Here is a 17973-nt window from a genome sequence, read left to right as displayed (position 1 = left end):
GATTTATTATCTTCTTTCAAGCCGTTGCCAACGAGAGGTCCAACATGAATCTTATCAGCATTCCCGCCTTCCAGGACAATTACATTTGGTTATTGGATAACCAGCAGGGGCATTGCATTATTGTCGATCCCGGTGAAGCGCAGCCGGTATTGGAAACGCTGGATCGCCTGAATCTGACGCCTGACGCCATTGTGCTTACCCATCATCATCACGATCACGTTGGCGGCGTAGCGCAAATTGTGGCGCGTTATTCCGGGCTAAAAGTCTATGGGCCGCAGGAAACTGCCGACAAGGGAGCCAACCACATCGTTCATGATGGCGAAACCATCGAAATTAACGGCCAGGAATTCGCCACAATCGCGGTTCCCGGACATACCTTGGGCCATGTGGCATTCTATAGCGCACCTTATCTGTTCTGCGGAGACACTATTTTCTCTGCCGGCTGCGGAAGGCTTTTTGAAGGAACCGCAGAGCAAATGTTCAACTCATTTCAACAGCTCGCGCAACTTCCCGATAACACCTTAATTTGTTGCGCGCATGAATATACGCTTTCAAATCTTAAGTTTGCGCGAGCTATTTTGCCGAAAGATCGACACATTGAAACATATCAGCAACAAGTTGAGGCGTTACGGGCAAAAGGCCAATCCAGCGTACCCACGACGCTACAATTAGAGCGTAAAATTAACCTATTTTTACGCTGCCATGATACTGATTTACAAAGAGAATTAGGCTTTCATACGCCACCAGAGCATCTTCATTCGGTTTTTTCCGAATTACGCCTGCGTAAAGACAACTTCTGAGCTTTTAGTTGTGTTGTTTGGCGAAGCAAAGTATGATTGCTCGTCTTTTAAGCAACTACATTGACACACACATGAAGGCTAAAGCGATATTTCTCGCCTCAGTCTTGCTAGTGGGGTGCCAGTCGTCCAGGCAGGACGCACCGGCCCCAGAACAGCATGCACAGAGTTTGTCTTCGGCAGGTCAAGAAGGTGAAGCAGGAGAGTACACAGCGAATGGTCGAGCGAGCTCGGCGCGGTGGCTAGATAACAATAGTGGTGCCGCGCAACAGAACCTGTGGAACTTCATTAGCGACGAGCTGAAGATGGAGGTTCCGGAAAATTCCCGGATCCGTGATCAAAAAAGAAAGTACCTAAAAAGTAAGAGCTATCTCCACGATGTAACATTACGGGCAGAGCCGTACATGTACTGGATAGTCGGGCAGATTAAGAAACGCAATATGCCGATGGAACTGGTACTGCTACCCATAGTGGAGAGCGCTTTTGACCCCCACGCCACGTCAAGTGCCAACGCCGCAGGGCTATGGCAAATCGTGCCGCAAACGGGTCGGAATTATGGTTTGAAAAACAACCAGTGGTATGACGGGCGACGCGATGTCGTGGCCTCGACGACTGCTGCGCTTGATATGATGCAGTATTTGAACCGCATGTTTAACGGTGACTGGTTACTGACCATTGCCGCTTATAACAGTGGTGAAGGCCGTGTCATGCAGGCGGTTAAGGCGAATAAACGCCAGGGTAAGCCAACCAATTTCTGGGCATTGTCGCTTCCGCGTGAAACGTCAATTTATGTCCCGAAAATGCTGGCGCTGAGCGACATCATTAAAAACAGCAAGAAGTACGGTATCAATCTGCCTAAGACTGATAACACCCGTGCACTGGCGCGTATTGATGTTGGTCAGCAAATACAGTTAACTCAGGCGGCTGAGATGGCTGGGCTTTCACTGACCAAGATGAAGGCTTATAACCCAGGCTACAAAAAAGGCGTTACGGCACCCAACGGGCCCCATTATATTATGGTTCCCAAAGGTCATGCCGATCAGCTGAAAGACTCGTTGGCCGATGGCCAGATCGCAGTGACTCAGCCAACCACTCAGTTGGCGAAGAACAGCGGCCTGTCTGGTGGCAGTTCGTATAAAGTGCGCTCCGGCGACACGGTATCGGGCATTGCCAAGCGGTTGAATATCAAGTCCAGCGATTTGCAGAGTTGGAACAATTTGCGCGCCAAGAGCACGCTAAAAGTTGGGCAAACCCTGCAAGTGGCCAGCAATACCGGCAGTAACAGCAGCATCACCTATCAGGTTCGTAAAGGTGATTCGCTCGCCAGTATTGCACGTCGTCACGGCGTCGATATTAACGACGTGATGCGTTGGAACTCAACGCTTGCCAAAGCCAACAGCAACCTGCAGCCGGGTCTGAAATTGACCCTGTTTGTCAGCGATAAAACGTCGCCGGATACCTAAATTTTCGGCACAAAAAAAGCACCCTTCGGGGTGCTTTTTTATTGTCTGAATATGGTGCGAATATTACCAATGCGGCTTGTCGGCTTCAGGGTGAAACTCCACCAGCAGCGGATTATGATCCGATGCGCTGGTCACCAGCACCGAAGCCTCTGCCACCCCCATGTTGCGATAAAACACGAAGTCCAGCGGGCGGCCAAACGCCTTGCGGCGGTGATCGTCGGTAAAGTTCACCTCACGCAGCGCCATATCACTGGCAAACTGGTATAGCGCATTAATTCGCTTACGACTCCAGGCATTAAAATCCCCGGCCATGATCACCGGCCCCTGGTGATTGGCAATCTGCTCACCAATCGGTCCCAGTTGCTTACTGTAGACATCCACGCCCAGGCTGAAATTCACCGCATGGATATTCACTACCATCAATAGCTGGCCGTTAAACAACGGGTAGACGGTAATCAGCGCCGACTTGGCCAGCCGCAGCAATGGCTCACGTTCACGCAGTGGGCAACAATAGACCGGATGCGCCGCCGCCAGCGTCATTACGCCGGAAGGATGCTGAGGCAACACGAATGCCGGCACCTGATCGGCAGCCAGATAGTTTGACGTGGCAAAGCTCACCAGCTCAGGCGTGGTTTGCGCCTCCTGCAACAGCACCAGTTGCGCATCCTTGCCATAACTTTTCAGCACCGAAAGCCAATCTGCCCGCTGCTGTTTAAAGATGTTCCACACCATCACCCGTAATGCACCGGACGTGGGCAATGCAGCCCCAGGCGGCAGCGGTTGGTTGATGGCGCCAGGGAAAATTCGCTCAACTGGCTGACCTGCAACATACCTCATTGCATAAGTTCGTTTCGGCACGCTATTCGCCTATTTCCCATTAGGATAAAACTGGCAGTGACATTCCCGCCAACAATGAATTGATTATACGCCTGCCCTCGGCTGACGGCATGGCTTTTAGGGGTTATACCCTTTCAGTTATAGGGGCGTGGTACAGGGATTTCAATCTTCTGACAGTATATGTGTGTAAAGGTTGGCGGCGCCGTATCATAAATGCGAAAAGGCCCGCAAAATACGGGCCAGAGAAGAGAGCGTGAGGAGGTTTAGGCTAATTGCGGCCGATATTTCTTATCCAACCGTCCACTTAGGCTAACCAATAATAGAGCCACCAGCACGATCAAAGCACCAATCCACGGAGTTTGTGCCAACCCCAAAGTGGCTACCGTTTGCCCACCAATCACCGAACCAAGGGCAATACCTACGTTAAAAGCCGCAATGTTCAGGCCGGAGGCCACATCCACCGCGTTCGGCGTGTACTGTTCGGCTTTCTGTACCACATACACCTGCAGCCCCGGAACATTACCAAAGGCAAACACTCCCATGACGATCACCGTCAGCAACGCGGCAATGCTGTGGCTGGCGGTGAATTGGAACACCAGCAGCAGAACGGCCAGCGCGGCAAAAATAAAGCTGAGTGCGCGTACCGCCCCGTGACGATCCGCCAGTTTGCCACCCCAGATGTTACCTATCGCCACCGCAATGCCGTAGGCCAGCAGGATCCAGCTGACTGCCGGAGCAGAAAAGCCCGCCAACTCCTGCATCATCGGAGCCAGGAAGGTGAAAGTCGTGAACACGCCGCCGTAACCCAGTGCAGTAATGGCGTAAATCAGCAACAGGCGAAGATGGGTCAGCACTTTAAACTGTTCCTTAATGCTGGCGCTGGCCTGATTTTTAATGTTGTTTGGCACCAAAATAGCGCTGGCTACGGTGGCTATTACACCAATCAGTGATACTGCCAGGAAGGTTTCACGCCAGCCAAAGTGCTGACCGATAAAGGTCCCCAATGGCACCCCTGTCACCAGCGCCACGGTCAGGCCACCAAACATGATGGCGATCGCCGAAGCGGCCTTCTCTTTCGCGACCAGGCCGGTAGCAATAGTCGAACCGATTGAGAAGAAGACCCCGTGGGCCAGGCCGGTCAACAAGCGGGCCACCACCAGCGTCCCATAGCCAGGCGACTGCCAGGCCAATAAGTTACCGAGAGTGAACAGCACCATCAGGCTGATCAGCAACAACTTGCGCGGCACGCGACCGGTTAAGGCTGTCAGCACCGGTGCACCAATAGCCACGCCGATAGCATAAATGGTTACCAGCAGCCCGGCTGACGGTACGGTCACCCCCAACTGTTCTGCGATAGTCGGGATAAGTCCGACAATCACAAACTCCGTGGTGCCGATAGCAAAGGCACTAATGGTCAATGCAAGTAATGCGAGAGGCATCTTTTTACTCCAAATAGCATTCAGGTTGATGGCGGCTATTATCGACCCGTGCTTAAATGATAAAAATGCTCAAAATATCAAATTAATTTTGCCAATGGAGCAACAGTGAAAGCGAACTCTGATGAGTTAATTACCTTCGTCACCGTGGTGGAAAGCGGCAGCTTCAGCCGGGCAGCAGAACAACTTGATCAGGCCAATTCGGTGGTCAGCCGCACGGTCAAGAAGCTGGAGGCCAAGTTGGGCGTAACGTTACTCAACCGCACTACGCGCCAGATCAGTCTGACGCAGGAAGGGGAAAACTATTTCCGTCAGGTACAGAAGGTACTGAGTGATATGGCTGCGGCAGAGAATGCGCTGATGGAAAGCCGTCAGCGTCCGCAGGGACTACTACGCGTCGATGCCGCCACTCCGGTGGTGCTGCACGTATTGACCCCGCTGGTGGCGGAGTTTCGGACACTGTATCCGGAAATGTCGTTGTCGCTGGTGTCGTCGGAGAACTTTATCAATCTGATTGAGCGCAAGGTGGATATCGCCATTCGCGTCGGTGAGCTGACCGACTCCAGCCTCAAGGCGCGCAAGCTGATGACCAGCTACCGGCGTGTGCTGGCCTCCCCCGCCTATTTGGCACAGTACGGTACGCCGCAAAAGGTAGAAGAATTAGAGCAGCATAGCTGCATTGGTTTTAACGATTTGCCCAGCCTCAACCGCTGGCCACTGGCCTGTGCTGATGGCCGCCAGTTGGAAATTACACCTGGCCTGACCACCAACAGTGGGGAAACCCAGCGTCATCTGTGTCTGCACGGCAACGGTATTGCTTGCCTGTCGAATTTTATGATTGATGCCGATATCGAGCGCGGCGATCTGGTGCCGATTTTGGTTGAAGAAACCCTGCCGGTAGCAATGCCCGTTAACGCGGTGTATTACAGCGACAGTGCAGTTAGCAATCGCCTGCGCAGCTTTATCGATTTTATCAGTGAGCGATTGGCGCAATAAAAAAGCGCCCGTTTGGGCGCCTCAATGCGTATGCCATCGAAAATCAATCCCAGTTAGGTGCCAGACCTTCCGGGCTGACCAAACGGCCATTGTTTTCCAATTTGGCGATTTCCGCCATTTCCTCGGCGGTCAACGTTAGCTGTTGCGCCAACAGGTTGCTCGCCAGGTTTTCACGCTTGGTTGATGATGGGATCACCGCGTAACCCAATTGCAGCGCCCAGGCCAGGATAACCTGCGCCGGAGTAGCATGGCGGCGTGCCGCGATGGCCTTGATGGTCTCATCCTGCAGTGCCTGCCCATAGGCCAGCGTCATATAGGAAGTGATGGCGATGCCATGCTGCTGGGCAAATTCCACCACTTTGCGGTTCTGCAGATATGGCGACAGCTCGATTTGGTTAGTGGCGATCTGATCGCTACCCACGGCATCAATCGCCTGTTGCATCAGATCCAGAGTGAAGTTGGAGACCCCAATCTGGCGGGTCAGGCCCAGTTTTTTGGCTTCCGCCAGCTCAGTCATAAACTCGGCCACCGAGACTTCGTCATTCGGCGAAGGCCAGTGGATCAGAGTCAGGTCAACATAGCTGGTTTGCAGTTTGCTCAGGCTCTCCCGCAGGCTTGGGATCAGCTTGCCCTTCGCCAGATTGGCGATCCAGATTTTGGTGGTGATAAACAGCTCGTCACGTGGCACACCGCTGGCAGCAATCGCCTGGCCCACCGCAGCTTCATTTTCGTAGATTTGTGCAGTATCAATGGCGCGATACCCCAGCTCCAGCGCCGTGCTGACCGAGTCGATGACGACCTGATCCTGAAGACGGAAGGTACCTAAACCAAATGCAGGGATGCTCATAATTTTATTCTCTCATTAGGATGTTGAAGCGATATGGGAGGATTATGGCAACTGTTTTGTTGATCAAAAACGCCCTATTGTGCATAAGACTTTTGATTAAACGGCAATAATTGCCGGGGTGAGCACCCCGGCAACGCAAAATTACGACCAGCGGCGCAGGATCAGTGAGGTATTGATGCCACCAAACGCGAAGTTGTTTGATTGCACAAACTCGGTCTCAATCTGACGATAGCCGCCCATGATGTAGTCCAGATCGCCACAGGCGCTGTCCGGCTCACTGAGGTTAATGGTCGGCGCAAAGCGGCCTTCACGCATCATTTCCAGCGCCATCCAGGCCTCCAGTGCGCCGCAGGCCCCCAGCGTATGACCAAAATAACTTTTTAATGATGAAATCGGCGTGCTATTGCCGAAGATCGCTGCCGTTGCCTGACTTTCTGCGATATCACCACGATCGGTCGCCGTGCCGTGGGCACTAATATAACCAATATCGCTGCTCGCCAGTCCGGTGGCCTTCAGCGCCTGCTGCATGCAGATTTGCATGGTTTCCTGCTGCGGCTGGGTAATATGAGCCGCATCGCAGTTGGTGGCGAAGCCGATAATCTCGCCATAAATGGTGGCACCACGCGCCAACGCGTGCTCCAACGACTCCAGGATCAGCGTCCCGGCGCCTTCGCCAATCACCAGTCCGTCACGTTGACAGTCAAACGGACGTGGCGAAAGCTCCGGATGATCGTTCTGCTGACTGGTGGCAAACAGCGTGTCGAATACCGCCGCCTCTGAAGGGCACAGCTCTTCGGCACCGCCCGCCACCATCACTGTCTGATAGCCGTGGCGAATGCTCTCGTAAGCGTAGCCAATTGCCTGACTGCCCGAGGTGCAGGCGCTGGAGGTCGGGATCACCCTACCGCGCAGACCGAAGAACAGGCCCGTGTTCACCGCCGCGGTATGAGGCATCATTTGCACATAGGTGGTGCCGGTAATATTGCCGGTGTGCTTCTCGGTTAACATGGTGGCGAACTCGCTGACCGGCTTGGTACTACCGGTCGATGAACCGTAGGCGATACCGGTCTCACCATTGGTCAGTACCGCCTCCCCCAGTAACCCAGCCTGCTCAAGTGCCAGTTCGGTGGCGCGGGTGGCCAACAGTGAAACCCGCCCCATCGAACGAATGCGCTTGCGGGTATAGTGCTCCGGCAACACGAAATTCTCGACCGGCGCGCCAAGGTGGGTATTCAGCCCCTGATACTCTTCCCACTGCGTCATATAACGCACCGCATTCTTGCCCTGCTGCAGGCGGCTGGATACGTCTGCCCAGCTATTGCCAAACGCGGTCACGCCTGCCATGCCGGTAACTACCACTCGTTGTGTCATACCATTCCTCCATTAATGGAAATGACCTGCCGCGTCACATAGCCGGCGATATCCGACATCAGATAGCTGGCCAGCCCGGCCACCTCTTCCGCCGAGCCCATGCGTTTGAGCGGAATAACGCGCATCGCTTCATCCAGCGCCGCCGGCTCCATGTCGATCATGCCGGTGTCAATCAGCCCAGGCGCAATGCAGTTAACGGTGATTTTGCGTTTCGCCAGCTCAATCGCCAGTGCCTTGCAGGCACCAATCACCCCTGCTTTGGCCGCACTGTAGTTGACCTGCCCACGGTTACCCATCACGCCGGAAACCGACGACAGCGCGACGATCCGCCCCCCCTTGCGCAGGCCAATCATCGGCATCACGCAGGGGTGCAGTACGTTGTAGAAGCTGTCGAGATTGGTATGGATCACGCCATCCCAGTCATCTTCACTCAGCGCAGGGAAAGCGCCATCGCGGGTAATACCGGCATTGTTCACCACGCCATAATAGGCGCCGTGGGTTTCAATATCCTGCTCCAGCACCTCACGGCACTGGCTGCGATGGCTGATATCAAACTGAATCAGCCGCCCTTGCCCACCGGCGCTGATAATCTGCTGCAGTGTGTGTTCGGCCCCGGTCTTATCGCTGTGGTAGTGAACGGCTATCAAAAAGCCATCGGCAGCCAGGCGGCAGGCAATAGCCTGACCGATCCCTTTACTGGCGCCGGTGACTAAAACGGAACGCATCATGCGTCTCCCCTTAAGGTCGTCAATTGAATGATTTCTTGTTGATCAGGCTGGTAAGTGTTCAGCCTGCCCTGTGCGATGCGCACATTATCGATACTGATTTCACACTCAAAACTGGCCAGCTTTTCATCTTTTAACAGTTGCTGCACGCTAACCAACAGTTTACTGCCGGCAGGAAAAGCCGGTAACTCGCAGTGAATCGCCCGCCCGCCCAGCAGCATGCCCAACTGTGGCGACTGAGCGCTCTGACAAGCATGCCAGCCGCTCCAGACCCCGATTGCCTGCGCCATCAGCTCAATACCATACCAACCCGGCAGTGCGCCTTGCGCGTCAAGAAACGGTGCCAGCACGCCGTCGCTATTCACCATGACGGCGCATCGGGCATGTTCTTCCCCCACTTCAAGCACCTGCTCCAGCAGCACCATTGGAGAGGCATGGGGCAGATAGTATTCGGCGGCGTGATAATGAATCATCGGGCGTCCCCCAGCAGCAGACAAGCATTGTTACCGCCAAAGGCAAACGAATTGGACAAAATCGCACGCTGCCCCAGCAATTGTGGCTGGCAAACCAGACCGATCGTTGCCAGTTCGGCATCGCGCGGCCCGCGGCTGAAATCTTGCTGCGGCAGCGGCAATGGCTGAGTCAACAATAGCCAGCTCAACGCCGCCTCCACCGCACCGGCCGCGCCCAGCGTGTGGCCAGTGAGATGTTTGGTAGAACTGCACGGCGTCTGGGGGCCAAACAGCCGATTTACCACCTGCGCTTCAACCTGATCGTTCAGCCGCGTAGCCGTACCGTGCAGATTAATATAACCAATTTGTCCGGCATTGAGACCGGCCTGCCGCAGCGCCATGTTGATGGCCCGCTCGGCGCCCTCACCGGCGGGATGCGGTGCTGACATATGCCAGGCATCAGATGATTCGCCAACCCCCAACAGCGCTACCGCTGCCGGCTCCCGCGTTAACAGCATCAACGCCGCTGCCTCGCCGATATTAATGCCACTGCGCTCGGCCGCAAATGGCGTGCAACGTTGCGCGGACAGTGATTCCAGGCTGTTGAAACCGTTAATGGGCATTTGGCACAGGCTGTCGGCACCGCCAACAATCGCCGCATCCACCAGCCCGGCGTCGATCAGCCGCTTACCGCTGATGATGGCCCGTGCGCTGGAAGAACAGGCCGTAGACAGGGTATAGGCCGGACCACGGGTCGCGAGAAAAGCGCTAAGAAACAAACCCGGATCGCCCAGCTCCTGCTGCCGATAGTCATAGCCCTGCGGCCACTGCCCTGCCTGATACTGTTGCAGCGCCAGCTCGCCTTCATGGATACCGGAGGTGCTGGTGCCCATAATCACCGCGACGCGATCCGCACCGTAGCGGGCGATGGCTGCGCGCACTGGCGTGTCGATCTGCGCCAGCGCCGCCAACAGCAGGCGGTTATTGCGCGAGTTATGGCGTTTGAGAGGTTCAGGAATAGTGGGCAGTTCGCCCTGTACGTTACCGAACCAGGAAGTTTCCCCGCCCAGCAGCCACTGCGTCTGCTGCTGCATGCCGGGCGACACGCCAAGCGCCAGATTTTCCGCAATCTGCGACAGGCTGTTGCCCAACGCATTCACCATCCCTACGGCAGAGAAGTAAACCATTATTCGCTCCCCAGATTCTGAATAGCGATGCGATAGTGGAAGGCGGATTGGGCAATCGACTGCGGTTCGCGCCGGCCGTCGGCCTGCTGGTAACGGATTTCGCTGATGATCGTCCCGCGATCGTCATACAGCCGGCGCATCTGCGGCTGATCCTCAAGTCGCCACCCGGCGGGCAACAAAGGCTGCCAGTCAGCCAGCGGCCAGTAACTCAGCATGATGTCGGCCAACACCTGGCTGGCGGGTGGCAATTCGCCCACTTTGATCAGCTGTTCGGTGTGGATCCCCTGACGATCGTAGGTCAGGTTGAATAACCGGATACCGAGCGGCGACATGCCCACCAGTTGCAGGCGCTGGCCGTCGGCGTTGAGCAACACCAACATCGAATGCTGCTGCCCTTTCACTTCGGCGGTCAACAGTTGCTGCTGGCTGAAGGGTTGCGCCAGCGTCGGAGCCGGTAATGTCACCCGCGTACCGGGTTTCAGCCACGCCTGCGGCAGGGTTGCCTTCTGCGAACCGGCACAGCCGACCAGCAGGGTGGCCAGTATTAACAGCGAGATTCGTAAGCCGCGCATCAGGCTTTTCCTCTTTTTCTTCTGGTTGCTAATGTCAGTGGTGCCAACAGAAAGGCCACGGCGATACCGCTGCTCAATACGATGCCAAAACTGCTGATGGCCTGAGTATGACTCAGCACCAACATGCCAAAGGTCAGTTGGGTGGTGAGTACCGCCATAAAGATGGCAAACATCGAGGTGGTCGGCGTGCCCCGGGGATTAGTAAAGAACAGCGTATAGTTAATGCCGATCCCCAATACCAGCACCAGTGCCAACAGCGAGAACAGGTTCAGCGTATGGCCGCTCAGCGCCAATACCGCAATGCCGCTGCCCAGTGACAGCAGCGTCGGCACCATGCAGCGCAGACCGTGTCGCAGGCCAAAACGCCACAGATAAATCAGTGCGATCGCCGCCACCGACAGCATCAGCAGATACGAAAGATACAGCCGGTAGTGGCCAAAGAGTTCGCTGAATTCGGTTTTACGGTCGATCCAACCGGTGCCCGGTACCTGTTCGGCCAGGGCCTGCATCGCCGCGCTGTTCTGCACGCCGTTGACCGGGACCAGCGCCGCACTGCGCCCATCGGGCAGAGACAACCACAGTAGCCGCCAACCCTCACTGACCACGCTGCCCAGCCACTGCTCCGGCAGCACCCAGTCCGGGGTTAAGTCAGGGGCTTTCAGGGCCAGATCCGCCTGTTGTAATTGCGTCATCACCTGTGGTGCCACCCGTTGTAACAGGGCGATGTTCTGCTGTTGGCGCTGAAGCGAAGGCAGAGGTAACAGGCGATAATCCGCCAGCACGCCCTGCCGTTTTGCCTGTGCCAGCCTGGGCTGCAATAGCTCGATACGCTGCAACAACTGCTCGGTATTTTCGCCGTACACCACCAACCATTTCTGATCGTTATGCTGCCCGGTCAGCGCAGCGATGCGCTGCTCTTGCTGCTGCAGCCCCGCAGGCAACGCCTGCAATTGGCCAATATCGTCATCCACCTTCAACTGGCTGAAACCAGCCACCACCAGTAACAACACCGCGGTGGGCAACCCGTAGCGCAGCAAACGCCGATGGCGCCAGGCATGCAGCCAGCCCAGGATCAGCCGTAGCCCCGGTGCCGGACGCACCGGCAGCCGACGCGACAAACGTGGGTACCAACAAATTACGGTGATGCAAGCGGCGCTTAGCCCGGCAGCGGCAAACACCGCCAGCTGTTGCAGGCCCGGGAAGGGAGCAATCAATAGTGCCAGATAGGCAACCACGGTGGTCAGCAATGCCATCAACAACGCTGGCAACAGCTTCTGCAAGCTGGCCAGTGGCGTTGACTGGTCACCGTGTACCATACGTTCGGTCAGGAAATAGAGCGTGTAATCGGCCGAAATGCCGACAATGCTGATGCTCAACACCAGCGTCATCAAATGTATTTCGCCAAAAGCCAATAGCGTGGCGACAGTACCCGCCAGGGCTCCCATCCCCACGGATAACCCGCACAACAGCAGAGGCAATGGCGAACGGAACATCAACAACACCAATAAGAACACGCCAACTACCGACGCCAGGCCAATAGTCGAAATATCTCGCTCGGCCTGTTGGCTGGCGTAGTTGCTGTAAAACAGCGTACCGCGGTTGAGTACCTCTGCCCCCGGCCAGCGCTGCTGCAGTTGCTGTTGCATCGCGCTCAGTTTGTCCACCGTGCGCCGGGCACTGCTGATGTCATAAGAAGATGCGCTCAACTCGGCGTGCAGCAGATACCAACTGCGGCCCTGTGCATCACGCGCCACCAGCCAACCATTGGACAAGCTCAGCAGACCACCGTTTTGCTGCTGAGCCAACTGCGAGGCTCGCACCAGCATTAGCGGATCGTTAGCCAGTTCCTTGCCGCTGACCCCGGCGAAGGCAGAATAGAGTTGCCCGAGGATCCACTGACTTTGCACGTCCGCGCCCTGCTGCAAACGCTGCCGGGTGGTGTCATCCAGCAGCACATTGCGGTGCTGGTAGAAAAAACGCCCCCACTGCTGCTGACGTTGCGCATCCATAGGCCCGCCCACCTGCTGTAGCTCAGGCATCTGGCGCAATTGCTGCCACCACCAGCTCACCGCAGTGTTGTCCGTACCCGGCGGCGGGCTGACCAACCACATCAGTTGCCGATCGAGCCGACGGCTGAAACCTTCGGCCAGTTCATCCGGCACGCCCACCAGTTGCTGCTTCGGTAATAACGCCAATACGCTGCTGTTGATCTGGCTGCGCGGCAACAGCCAGCACAGTGCCGCCAACAGCAACAGGCAAATCGCCAGCCAACCGAACGCCAGCCGCCGGTGCAGTTCAGGACGCAAAACGCTGTTGCTCCTCGGCGGTCAGCGTCTGCGGTGCCGTACGCTGGTTAAAGAAGCGGATATGGGTCGCGTCACTTTGCATGTCATCGATATCAATGGTTTCCAGGAAATCCCCGCCGTTGAGGGTGATGCGCCTGAACAGCTTGTCGAGTGGCGTGGTTTTTGGTGTCAGCACCAGCCGCCATTGGTTATTACCCAAGTCGCTGAACTGCAAAGCAAAGTTTTGTTCCAGTGCTTGGCTGTCGGCGTGGAATAATGCGGTCAGCAAGTGGTTGAACTGGAACATCTGCGGATTGTTTTCTGCCGTCACCACCTGCGGCGGCTGACCGGCCAGAGTTTGCACCATACGCTTATCATCCAGCAGCAAGGTCAGTGGGAAGGGTTTCTGCTGTGCCCACCATAACCCTTTTTGTTGTGAAATCAGCAGCTCACCGCTGGATTTTAAGGGTTTCGCCATACCGCTGATGCTGCGCTGCTGTTCGAACTCGGCGCGCAGCACCGGCTGTTGGCTAAAGCGCTGTTGCAGCTCCGGCAGCGTGACCGCCTGGACGCTCAGGCTGAAAAAGGTGATAAGAAACAATAACCCGTACTTCATTGCGCCCCCTCAATGTTGTCCAGCAGCACCTGCGGTGAGGCAAAACACATTTCTTTGCTGTCAGCGTCTACCGCTACCTGAATGGTATGACCGCGGGTGGTGGTTTTGCCGCTCTCTGCATCCAGAATGCGGTAGCCAATGCGCAGGCGGTTTTCATACTCTTCCAGCTCGGCACAGACGATGATCCGTTGTTCAAACAGCACTGGCGCGATGTATTTCACTCGCGTATCCACGATCGGCCAAACATAGCCCGAAGCCTGCATCTGCCGATAACCGTAATTAAACTGTTTGAGTAGCGCTTCACGCGCGACTTCGAAATAACGGAAGTAGTTGCCGTGCCAGACCACGCCCATGGCATCGGTATCATGGAAAGGGATTGCGATTTCAATGCTGACGGAAAATCGCGGGTCGTCTTTTAGCTTCATGTCTCAGGCCCCTGTTGCACTGGCGGCTGTGCCGCCAACTGCCAGAAATCGAAAAAATTAAACCAGTCGAGCGGTGCCAGCAGGCAATAGTGCTCCAGCCGCGCGGCATAACTGTCCACCGCATCTTGCAACGCCTGTTGGCGCTGCTGACGGGGTAATAACAGCGGATCGGCGAAGGGTTCGAAATAAACGTTAAGACGCCCCTGTTGCTTGAGGCCGAACATCAGAAATACCGGGCAGCGCAGCGCGGCAGCCAGGACAAATGGCCCCTGAGGAAAGGGTGCCGGTTGGCCAAGGAAGCGGCTCCACACCACGCGCGGTTGCTCACCCCGCTGATGCTTGCCCGCCGAGGTACGATCGCCGACGATCGCCACCCATTCACCGGCATCCAATTTATCTTGCAGGCGCATGGCCGTTTCTGGCCCCAACGACGTCACCTGGATCAGATTCAGATTGGCACGCGGATTCACCTCTTTCATCACCTGATTGAAGCGTTCGGCGTGCTCGGTAAACACCAGGGCATTCACCCTTACGCCAGAATCCAGCTCGCCCAGTGCGCGGCAAGACTCGATATCCCCCAGGTGTGAAGCCAGAATCAGCGTGCCTTTGCCGGACGCTATCTGCTTCTCACAGCGCGTGCGATCCACCAGCCGTATGTCATTGAGCTCCCCTCGCCAGCTCGCCAGCTTGTCGAGCATAGCATCACCAAATCTCATAAAGTGACTGAAGCTGTTGAGCGGTGCAGGCAGTGGCTGTTGCTGTTGCTCGGCGAATTGCCGCAGGCGTTGCAGGTAGCCGCGTGATGCCTCACGCTGGCTGCGCCCAGTCAGCCAGAAATAACCGATCACCGGATACAACAATAATTGAAATACCCGGCGGCCAAACAGTCGGTAGACTTTTAACATCAGCCGGATACCCCACAGGCCATGGCGTTCTGGGGTTGCCGACCAGTGTTGTGAACTGGCAGCACGTCGACGTTGGCGCAGCAGACGAGGAATACGCGGCAACATACCGAGGAACAAACGGGTATGCATCCAGGAGATGCGCAGGTTATCGCGTAGTGCATCAAAATGAGAAACGCCGTCAGCCGGATAGGTCACGCGCGTCGGCATAAAACGGCTGGGCACGCCCTGCCAGTACAGTCTGACCATCACTTCGGTATCGAAATCCATCCGTTTGCCGAGCGGATGGCGTGTTGTTAATGCCAGCGTCGCAGCCACCGGGTAAACGCGGAAACCGCACATGCTGTCTTTCAGCGACAGCGACAGGGTTTCTATCCACACCCAGACATGGGTGACATAGCGGCCATACAGGCGTGCTTTTGGCACTGAGCTGTCGTAAATGGGGCGGCCGGAAATCAGACAGTCCGGATGAGCGCGGGCTTCGTCAATCATTGCCGGAATATCGCTCAGTTGATGCTGACCGTCGGCATCCACCTGTAAAGCGTGGCTGTAGCCCTGTCGCTGCGCCAGTTGCAGGCCGGCGATCACCGCCGCGCCTTTCCCCTGGTTTTTATCCAACCGCATCAACCTGACCCATGGCCGGTCAGCAGCCAGGCGCTGTAGCTCTTCGGCAGTGCTGGCATCGCTGCCATCGTCCACTATCAGGCATGGCAGGCCATAATCGGCTAACCTGGTCAGCACTGCGGCCATCATCTGTCCGTGATTGAAACAGGGGATAACAATGCAGGGAGTAAAGGGAGGCTTCACTGACATAATGAGATCTTGCCGCTGCTGGCGGTCGCCTCACCCACGCGGTAGCTGAACAACAGTTTATGCCGTGCCGGCTGCCATTCAAGCTGCAATAACACGCTTTGCTCCGGCAGCAAGGGCTGTTGAAATTTCACCACGTCGATCCCTTTGAACCCGGCCTCGATAGCCAGCAATTGACGAGCATACTGCATCACCCAGTTCAGCTGTGTGACTCCCGGCAGGATCGGATGCTCAGGAAAATGGCCACGAAACCAAAACAGTTCGGCAGGCAAACGCAGTAGCAGACTGGCATGGGTAGCGTCGCTCACCTGCTGTTGCAGCACCTCAGGTTGCATCATAAAAACAGCTCCTGTAGTTCAGCATAAGCGCGCTTGCCCTGCGGATTCAGAGGGATAGCATCGATAATACGCCAACGGCGCGGCAGGGCCACCGGCTCCAGCCAGCCCCGCAACGCCTGATGCAGTTCGCGGGTTAACACCCCTTCTGACAATTTTTGTCGTTGGCTTTTGCCATAGGGTGACAACACTATCGCTGCTACTAATACTGTGCGCCCTGTTTGCTGCTGCGTTAGCACGGCAGCATCGGCGACCTCCGGCAGGGAAACCAGCCGGCGCTCGACTTCGGTCAGCGACAGACGCTTTTCTTCCAGCTTGATAATGCGGTCGGCCCGGCCGTTTAACTGAAATTGCCGACCATCTGGCGCAAGCTGAATAATATCGCTTAGAGTAAGTTCACCGGTATCGGGTATCAGTGGCGACGCAACATTCATGCTGTGATCTGGATTTGCCGTTAGTGTCACTCCGGCAAACAGCCGCCACAGGGAGGCTTCTCGAACTTGCTTGCGCCATGCCAGCGAGCCGGTTTCCGTTGTGCCGTAAATTTCCAGCGGCAATACACCCAATGCCTGCTGCGACAAGTTAGCTTCCGCGTAAGAGAGCGGGCCGCCGGCGGAAAATACCTCAACGCACTCTGCCAGTGCCAGGTGGTTATCCAAACGCTTAAGCCAGGCTGGGCTGCTGACAAACACCAAACGTCGCCCCTGGTGACGGGCAATCAACTGTTCGTGATACTGCGTTAACTGCGCATCGAACGGCAGGCCAAAAGCCAGTGGCAGGAACAAGCGGAAGCTCAGGCCATACATATGCTGATGAGAGACCGACGCGATCACGCTGCAACCCTGAAAGACATCTTTCCAGCTTGCGGCCAACAGTTCGCTTTCACGATCCATGCAGGCAACGGACTTGGTCACGGCCTGTGGTTGGCCGGTCGAGCCGGAAGTATAAAGGATAAAACGAGGATCCTGGGGCCAGGCGGGCAGTGCTATCTCCGTACTGCCCCCTTCTGGTACCGGCAAAACCGGTACACCAAGATTGAGGGGTAAATCAGTTAGCAGTGCGTCGAAATCTGCCCGCTGCTCTTTGAGGATAGCTTCGCGCTGATGACCAAAAATTACCGGTACCCTGTTGGCATACAAAGAGGCCAACAACGCAATGGCGAAACGATAGCTATCATCAAAACACAGCGCCCAACGCTGCTCTTCCCTGCCTGCCAGCTGTGCAACCAATGCGGAGACATCCCGGCGAAATTGACCGAGACAAAATGCCTGAGCGCCACGCCAGGCAACAATCACTCCATCATTACGCTCCACGCTGAGCCATTGGCTCATCGGCAAACTCAGACGCGCCTGAGCCTTTTCCTGACTATCCATTCAATACCCATTAATGCCCCCATCAGCAGGTAGCTGATGCCGCCGTTATACAGCGTCCAGAGTGTGATATCCCCGGACAGACAGGTTGCCAGCGCTATCGCACCGTTAACAATAAAGAACCCGCACCAGACCTGAGTCACCTTGCGAGTATAAGCCACGCCAGCGGTATCCAGCTGTGGCTCGGTTATACGCGCCAATCGCTCCACCACGGTGGGTGGCGCAAACAGCGAATATGCAAACAGCAACAGCAGTAATGCGTTAACCAAGACCGGGTAATACAACAGCCAATGACTTTGCTTCAGCGCCCAACTGGCAAGCGCCAACAAGATGCCGACCATAGCCAGGGCCTTGCCCAACCATATTTGCTGACGAAGTTTACCGCGCAGCAGTATCAGCCGTAAGGTAAAGACTGCCACCAGCAGCGGCGCCAGAACGGTGGTACCCCAACGCGCCAAACCAAACCAGACCGCCAGCGGGTAAAGCAGCAGCACCAGCCAGGTTACAGCCTGCAACAGTCGCAACATCGGGTTTATCCAAGGGGACG

18 protein-coding genes are annotated in these 17973 nt (G+C 56.1%); 3 read left to right on the top strand and 15 right to left on the bottom strand.

All coding sequences use genetic code 11. The annotated features are described in order from the left end of the window. The first annotated feature begins 44 nt into the window (after nucleotides 1-44). On the top strand, nucleotides 45-800 hold the full coding sequence (gloB, locus tag SERS4_RS0105090; protein WP_017891705.1) for a hydroxyacylglutathione hydrolase: 756 nt from the start codon (nucleotides 45-47) through the stop codon (nucleotides 798-800). Nucleotides 801-871: 71 nt separating this feature from the next. Continuing rightward, the gene (mltD, locus tag SERS4_RS0105085; protein WP_172491173.1) at nucleotides 872-2260 is read left to right on the top strand and encodes a murein transglycosylase D; all 1389 of its coding nucleotides are present in this window, start codon (nucleotides 872-874) and stop codon (nucleotides 2258-2260) included. Between the two features lie 63 nt (nucleotides 2261-2323). On the opposite strand, the gene SERS4_RS0105080 is transcribed toward mltD, so the two are convergent. Both SERS4_RS0105080 and SERS4_RS0105075 read right to left on the bottom strand, forming a co-directional pair. Next, on the bottom strand, nucleotides 2324-3118 hold the full coding sequence (locus tag SERS4_RS0105080) for an endonuclease/exonuclease/phosphatase family protein (protein ID WP_026142215.1): 795 nt from the start codon (nucleotides 3116-3118) through the stop codon (nucleotides 2324-2326). 242 nt (nucleotides 3119-3360) lie between these two features. Beyond that, entirely contained in the window at nucleotides 3361-4536 is a 1176-nt protein-coding gene (locus SERS4_RS0105075) for an MFS transporter (RefSeq protein WP_026142214.1), read from the bottom strand. Between the two features lie 105 nt (nucleotides 4537-4641). Here SERS4_RS0105075 and yafC point away from each other — a divergent pair, with 105 nt between their 5' ends. Then, a complete protein-coding gene (gene yafC, locus SERS4_RS0105070) occupies nucleotides 4642-5529 on the top strand; it encodes a DNA-binding transcriptional regulator YafC (protein WP_017891699.1) in 888 nt (295 codons plus the stop codon). Between the two features lie 43 nt (nucleotides 5530-5572). Here the strand turns inward: yafC and dkgB are convergent, their stop codons facing one another. The 13 genes from dkgB to SERS4_RS0105005 all read right to left on the bottom strand — a co-directional run bounded on the left by dkgB (nucleotide 5573) and on the right by SERS4_RS0105005 (nucleotide 17953). Beyond that, complete coding sequence (dkgB, locus tag SERS4_RS0105065; RefSeq protein WP_017891698.1) at nucleotides 5573-6376, bottom strand: 2,5-didehydrogluconate reductase DkgB; 804 nt, start codon at nucleotides 6374-6376, stop codon at nucleotides 5573-5575. A 141-nt stretch (nucleotides 6377-6517) separates the two neighbouring features. After that, nucleotides 6518-7747 carry a beta-ketoacyl-ACP synthase gene (locus SERS4_RS0105060; protein WP_017891697.1) on the bottom strand — a complete coding sequence of 410 codons (1230 nt, stop codon included), beginning with the start codon at nucleotides 7745-7747 and terminating at the stop codon, nucleotides 6518-6520. Further along, nucleotides 7744-8475: a 3-ketoacyl-ACP reductase FabG2 gene (locus tag SERS4_RS0105055; RefSeq protein ID WP_017891696.1), complete on the bottom strand. Its 732-nt coding sequence runs from the start codon at nucleotides 8473-8475 to the stop codon at nucleotides 7744-7746. Before SERS4_RS0105055 ends, SERS4_RS0105060 begins: the two co-directional genes overlap by 4 nt. Continuing rightward, nucleotides 8472-8945 (bottom strand): hotdog family protein, encoded by a 474-nt coding sequence (locus SERS4_RS0105050; protein WP_012005346.1) that lies wholly within the window; start codon nucleotides 8943-8945, stop codon nucleotides 8472-8474. Before SERS4_RS0105050 ends, SERS4_RS0105055 begins: the two co-directional genes overlap by 4 nt. Then, on the bottom strand, nucleotides 8942-10111 hold the full coding sequence (locus SERS4_RS0105045) for a beta-ketoacyl-[acyl-carrier-protein] synthase family protein (RefSeq protein ID WP_017891695.1): 1170 nt from the start codon (nucleotides 10109-10111) through the stop codon (nucleotides 8942-8944). The genes SERS4_RS0105050 and SERS4_RS0105045 overlap by 4 nt, the downstream gene beginning before the upstream one ends. Beyond that, entirely contained in the window at nucleotides 10111-10683 is a 573-nt protein-coding gene (locus SERS4_RS0105040) for a DUF3261 domain-containing protein (protein WP_017891694.1), read from the bottom strand. The genes SERS4_RS0105045 and SERS4_RS0105040 overlap by 1 nt, the downstream gene beginning before the upstream one ends. Next, nucleotides 10683-12989, bottom strand: coding sequence for an MMPL family transporter (locus SERS4_RS0105035; RefSeq protein ID WP_017891693.1), 2307 nt, complete (start codon nucleotides 12987-12989; stop codon nucleotides 10683-10685). Before SERS4_RS0105035 ends, SERS4_RS0105040 begins: the two co-directional genes overlap by 1 nt. Beyond that, complete coding sequence (locus SERS4_RS0105030) at nucleotides 12979-13584, bottom strand: outer membrane lipoprotein carrier protein LolA (RefSeq protein WP_017891692.1); 606 nt, start codon at nucleotides 13582-13584, stop codon at nucleotides 12979-12981. The genes SERS4_RS0105035 and SERS4_RS0105030 overlap by 11 nt, the downstream gene beginning before the upstream one ends. Beyond that, entirely contained in the window at nucleotides 13581-14009 is a 429-nt protein-coding gene (locus SERS4_RS0105025) for a thioesterase family protein (RefSeq protein ID WP_017891691.1), read from the bottom strand. Before SERS4_RS0105025 ends, SERS4_RS0105030 begins: the two co-directional genes overlap by 4 nt. Then, nucleotides 14006-15724 (bottom strand): glycosyltransferase, encoded by a 1719-nt coding sequence (locus tag SERS4_RS0105020; protein WP_026142213.1) that lies wholly within the window; start codon nucleotides 15722-15724, stop codon nucleotides 14006-14008. The genes SERS4_RS0105025 and SERS4_RS0105020 overlap by 4 nt, the downstream gene beginning before the upstream one ends. After that, nucleotides 15715-16059: a 3-hydroxyacyl-ACP dehydratase FabZ family protein gene (locus SERS4_RS0105015; protein WP_017891689.1), complete on the bottom strand. Its 345-nt coding sequence runs from the start codon at nucleotides 16057-16059 to the stop codon at nucleotides 15715-15717. Before SERS4_RS0105015 ends, SERS4_RS0105020 begins: the two co-directional genes overlap by 10 nt. Further along, on the bottom strand, nucleotides 16056-17429 hold the full coding sequence (locus tag SERS4_RS0105010; RefSeq protein WP_037410202.1) for an AMP-binding protein: 1374 nt from the start codon (nucleotides 17427-17429) through the stop codon (nucleotides 16056-16058). Before SERS4_RS0105010 ends, SERS4_RS0105015 begins: the two co-directional genes overlap by 4 nt. After that, on the bottom strand, nucleotides 17396-17953 hold the full coding sequence (locus tag SERS4_RS0105005) for a hypothetical protein (protein ID WP_017891687.1): 558 nt from the start codon (nucleotides 17951-17953) through the stop codon (nucleotides 17396-17398). Before SERS4_RS0105005 ends, SERS4_RS0105010 begins: the two co-directional genes overlap by 34 nt. Nucleotides 17954-17973 lie beyond the last annotated feature (20 nt).

The organism is Serratia sp. S4, from assembly GCF_000347995.1.
GTDB classification, from domain to species: domain Bacteria; phylum Pseudomonadota; class Gammaproteobacteria; order Enterobacterales; family Enterobacteriaceae; genus Serratia; species Serratia quinivorans.
Note: the sequence above shows the minus strand (reverse complement) of the source record. Positions and strands in the feature narration are given on the sequence as shown.

What these genes read in the sequence shown, in the direction of transcription:
- gloB (WP_017891705.1), top strand. Translation starts at nt 45, where the DNA reads ATGAATCTTATCAGCATTCCCGCCTTCCAGGACAATTACATTTGGTTA.
- mltD (WP_172491173.1), top strand. Translation starts at nt 872, where the DNA reads ATGAAGGCTAAAGCGATATTTCTCGCCTCAGTCTTGCTAGTGGGGTGC.
- SERS4_RS0105075 (WP_026142214.1), bottom strand. Translation starts at nt 4,536, where the DNA reads ATGCCTCTCGCATTACTTGCATTGACCATTAGTGCCTTTGCTATCGGC.
- dkgB (WP_017891698.1), bottom strand. Translation starts at nt 6,376, where the DNA reads ATGAGCATCCCTGCATTTGGTTTAGGTACCTTCCGTCTTCAGGATCAG.
- SERS4_RS0105060 (WP_017891697.1), bottom strand. Translation starts at nt 7,747, where the DNA reads ATGACACAACGAGTGGTAGTTACCGGCATGGCAGGCGTGACCGCGTTT.
- SERS4_RS0105055 (WP_017891696.1), bottom strand. Translation starts at nt 8,475, where the DNA reads ATGATGCGTTCCGTTTTAGTCACCGGCGCCAGTAAAGGGATCGGTCAG.
- SERS4_RS0105050 (WP_012005346.1), bottom strand. Translation starts at nt 8,945, where the DNA reads ATGATTCATTATCACGCCGCCGAATACTATCTGCCCCATGCCTCTCCA.
- SERS4_RS0105045 (WP_017891695.1), bottom strand. Translation starts at nt 10,111, where the DNA reads ATGGTTTACTTCTCTGCCGTAGGGATGGTGAATGCGTTGGGCAACAGC.
- SERS4_RS0105040 (WP_017891694.1), bottom strand. Translation starts at nt 10,683, where the DNA reads ATGCGCGGCTTACGAATCTCGCTGTTAATACTGGCCACCCTGCTGGTC.
- SERS4_RS0105030 (WP_017891692.1), bottom strand. Translation starts at nt 13,584, where the DNA reads ATGAAGTACGGGTTATTGTTTCTTATCACCTTTTTCAGCCTGAGCGTC.
- SERS4_RS0105025 (WP_017891691.1), bottom strand. Translation starts at nt 14,009, where the DNA reads ATGAAGCTAAAAGACGACCCGCGATTTTCCGTCAGCATTGAAATCGCA.
- SERS4_RS0105020 (WP_026142213.1), bottom strand. Translation starts at nt 15,724, where the DNA reads ATGTCAGTGAAGCCTCCCTTTACTCCCTGCATTGTTATCCCCTGTTTC.
- SERS4_RS0105015 (WP_017891689.1), bottom strand. Translation starts at nt 16,059, where the DNA reads ATGATGCAACCTGAGGTGCTGCAACAGCAGGTGAGCGACGCTACCCAT.
- SERS4_RS0105010 (WP_037410202.1), bottom strand. Translation starts at nt 17,429, where the DNA reads ATGGATAGTCAGGAAAAGGCTCAGGCGCGTCTGAGTTTGCCGATGAGC.
- SERS4_RS0105005 (WP_017891687.1), bottom strand. Translation starts at nt 17,953, where the DNA reads ATGTTGCGACTGTTGCAGGCTGTAACCTGGCTGGTGCTGCTGCTTTAC.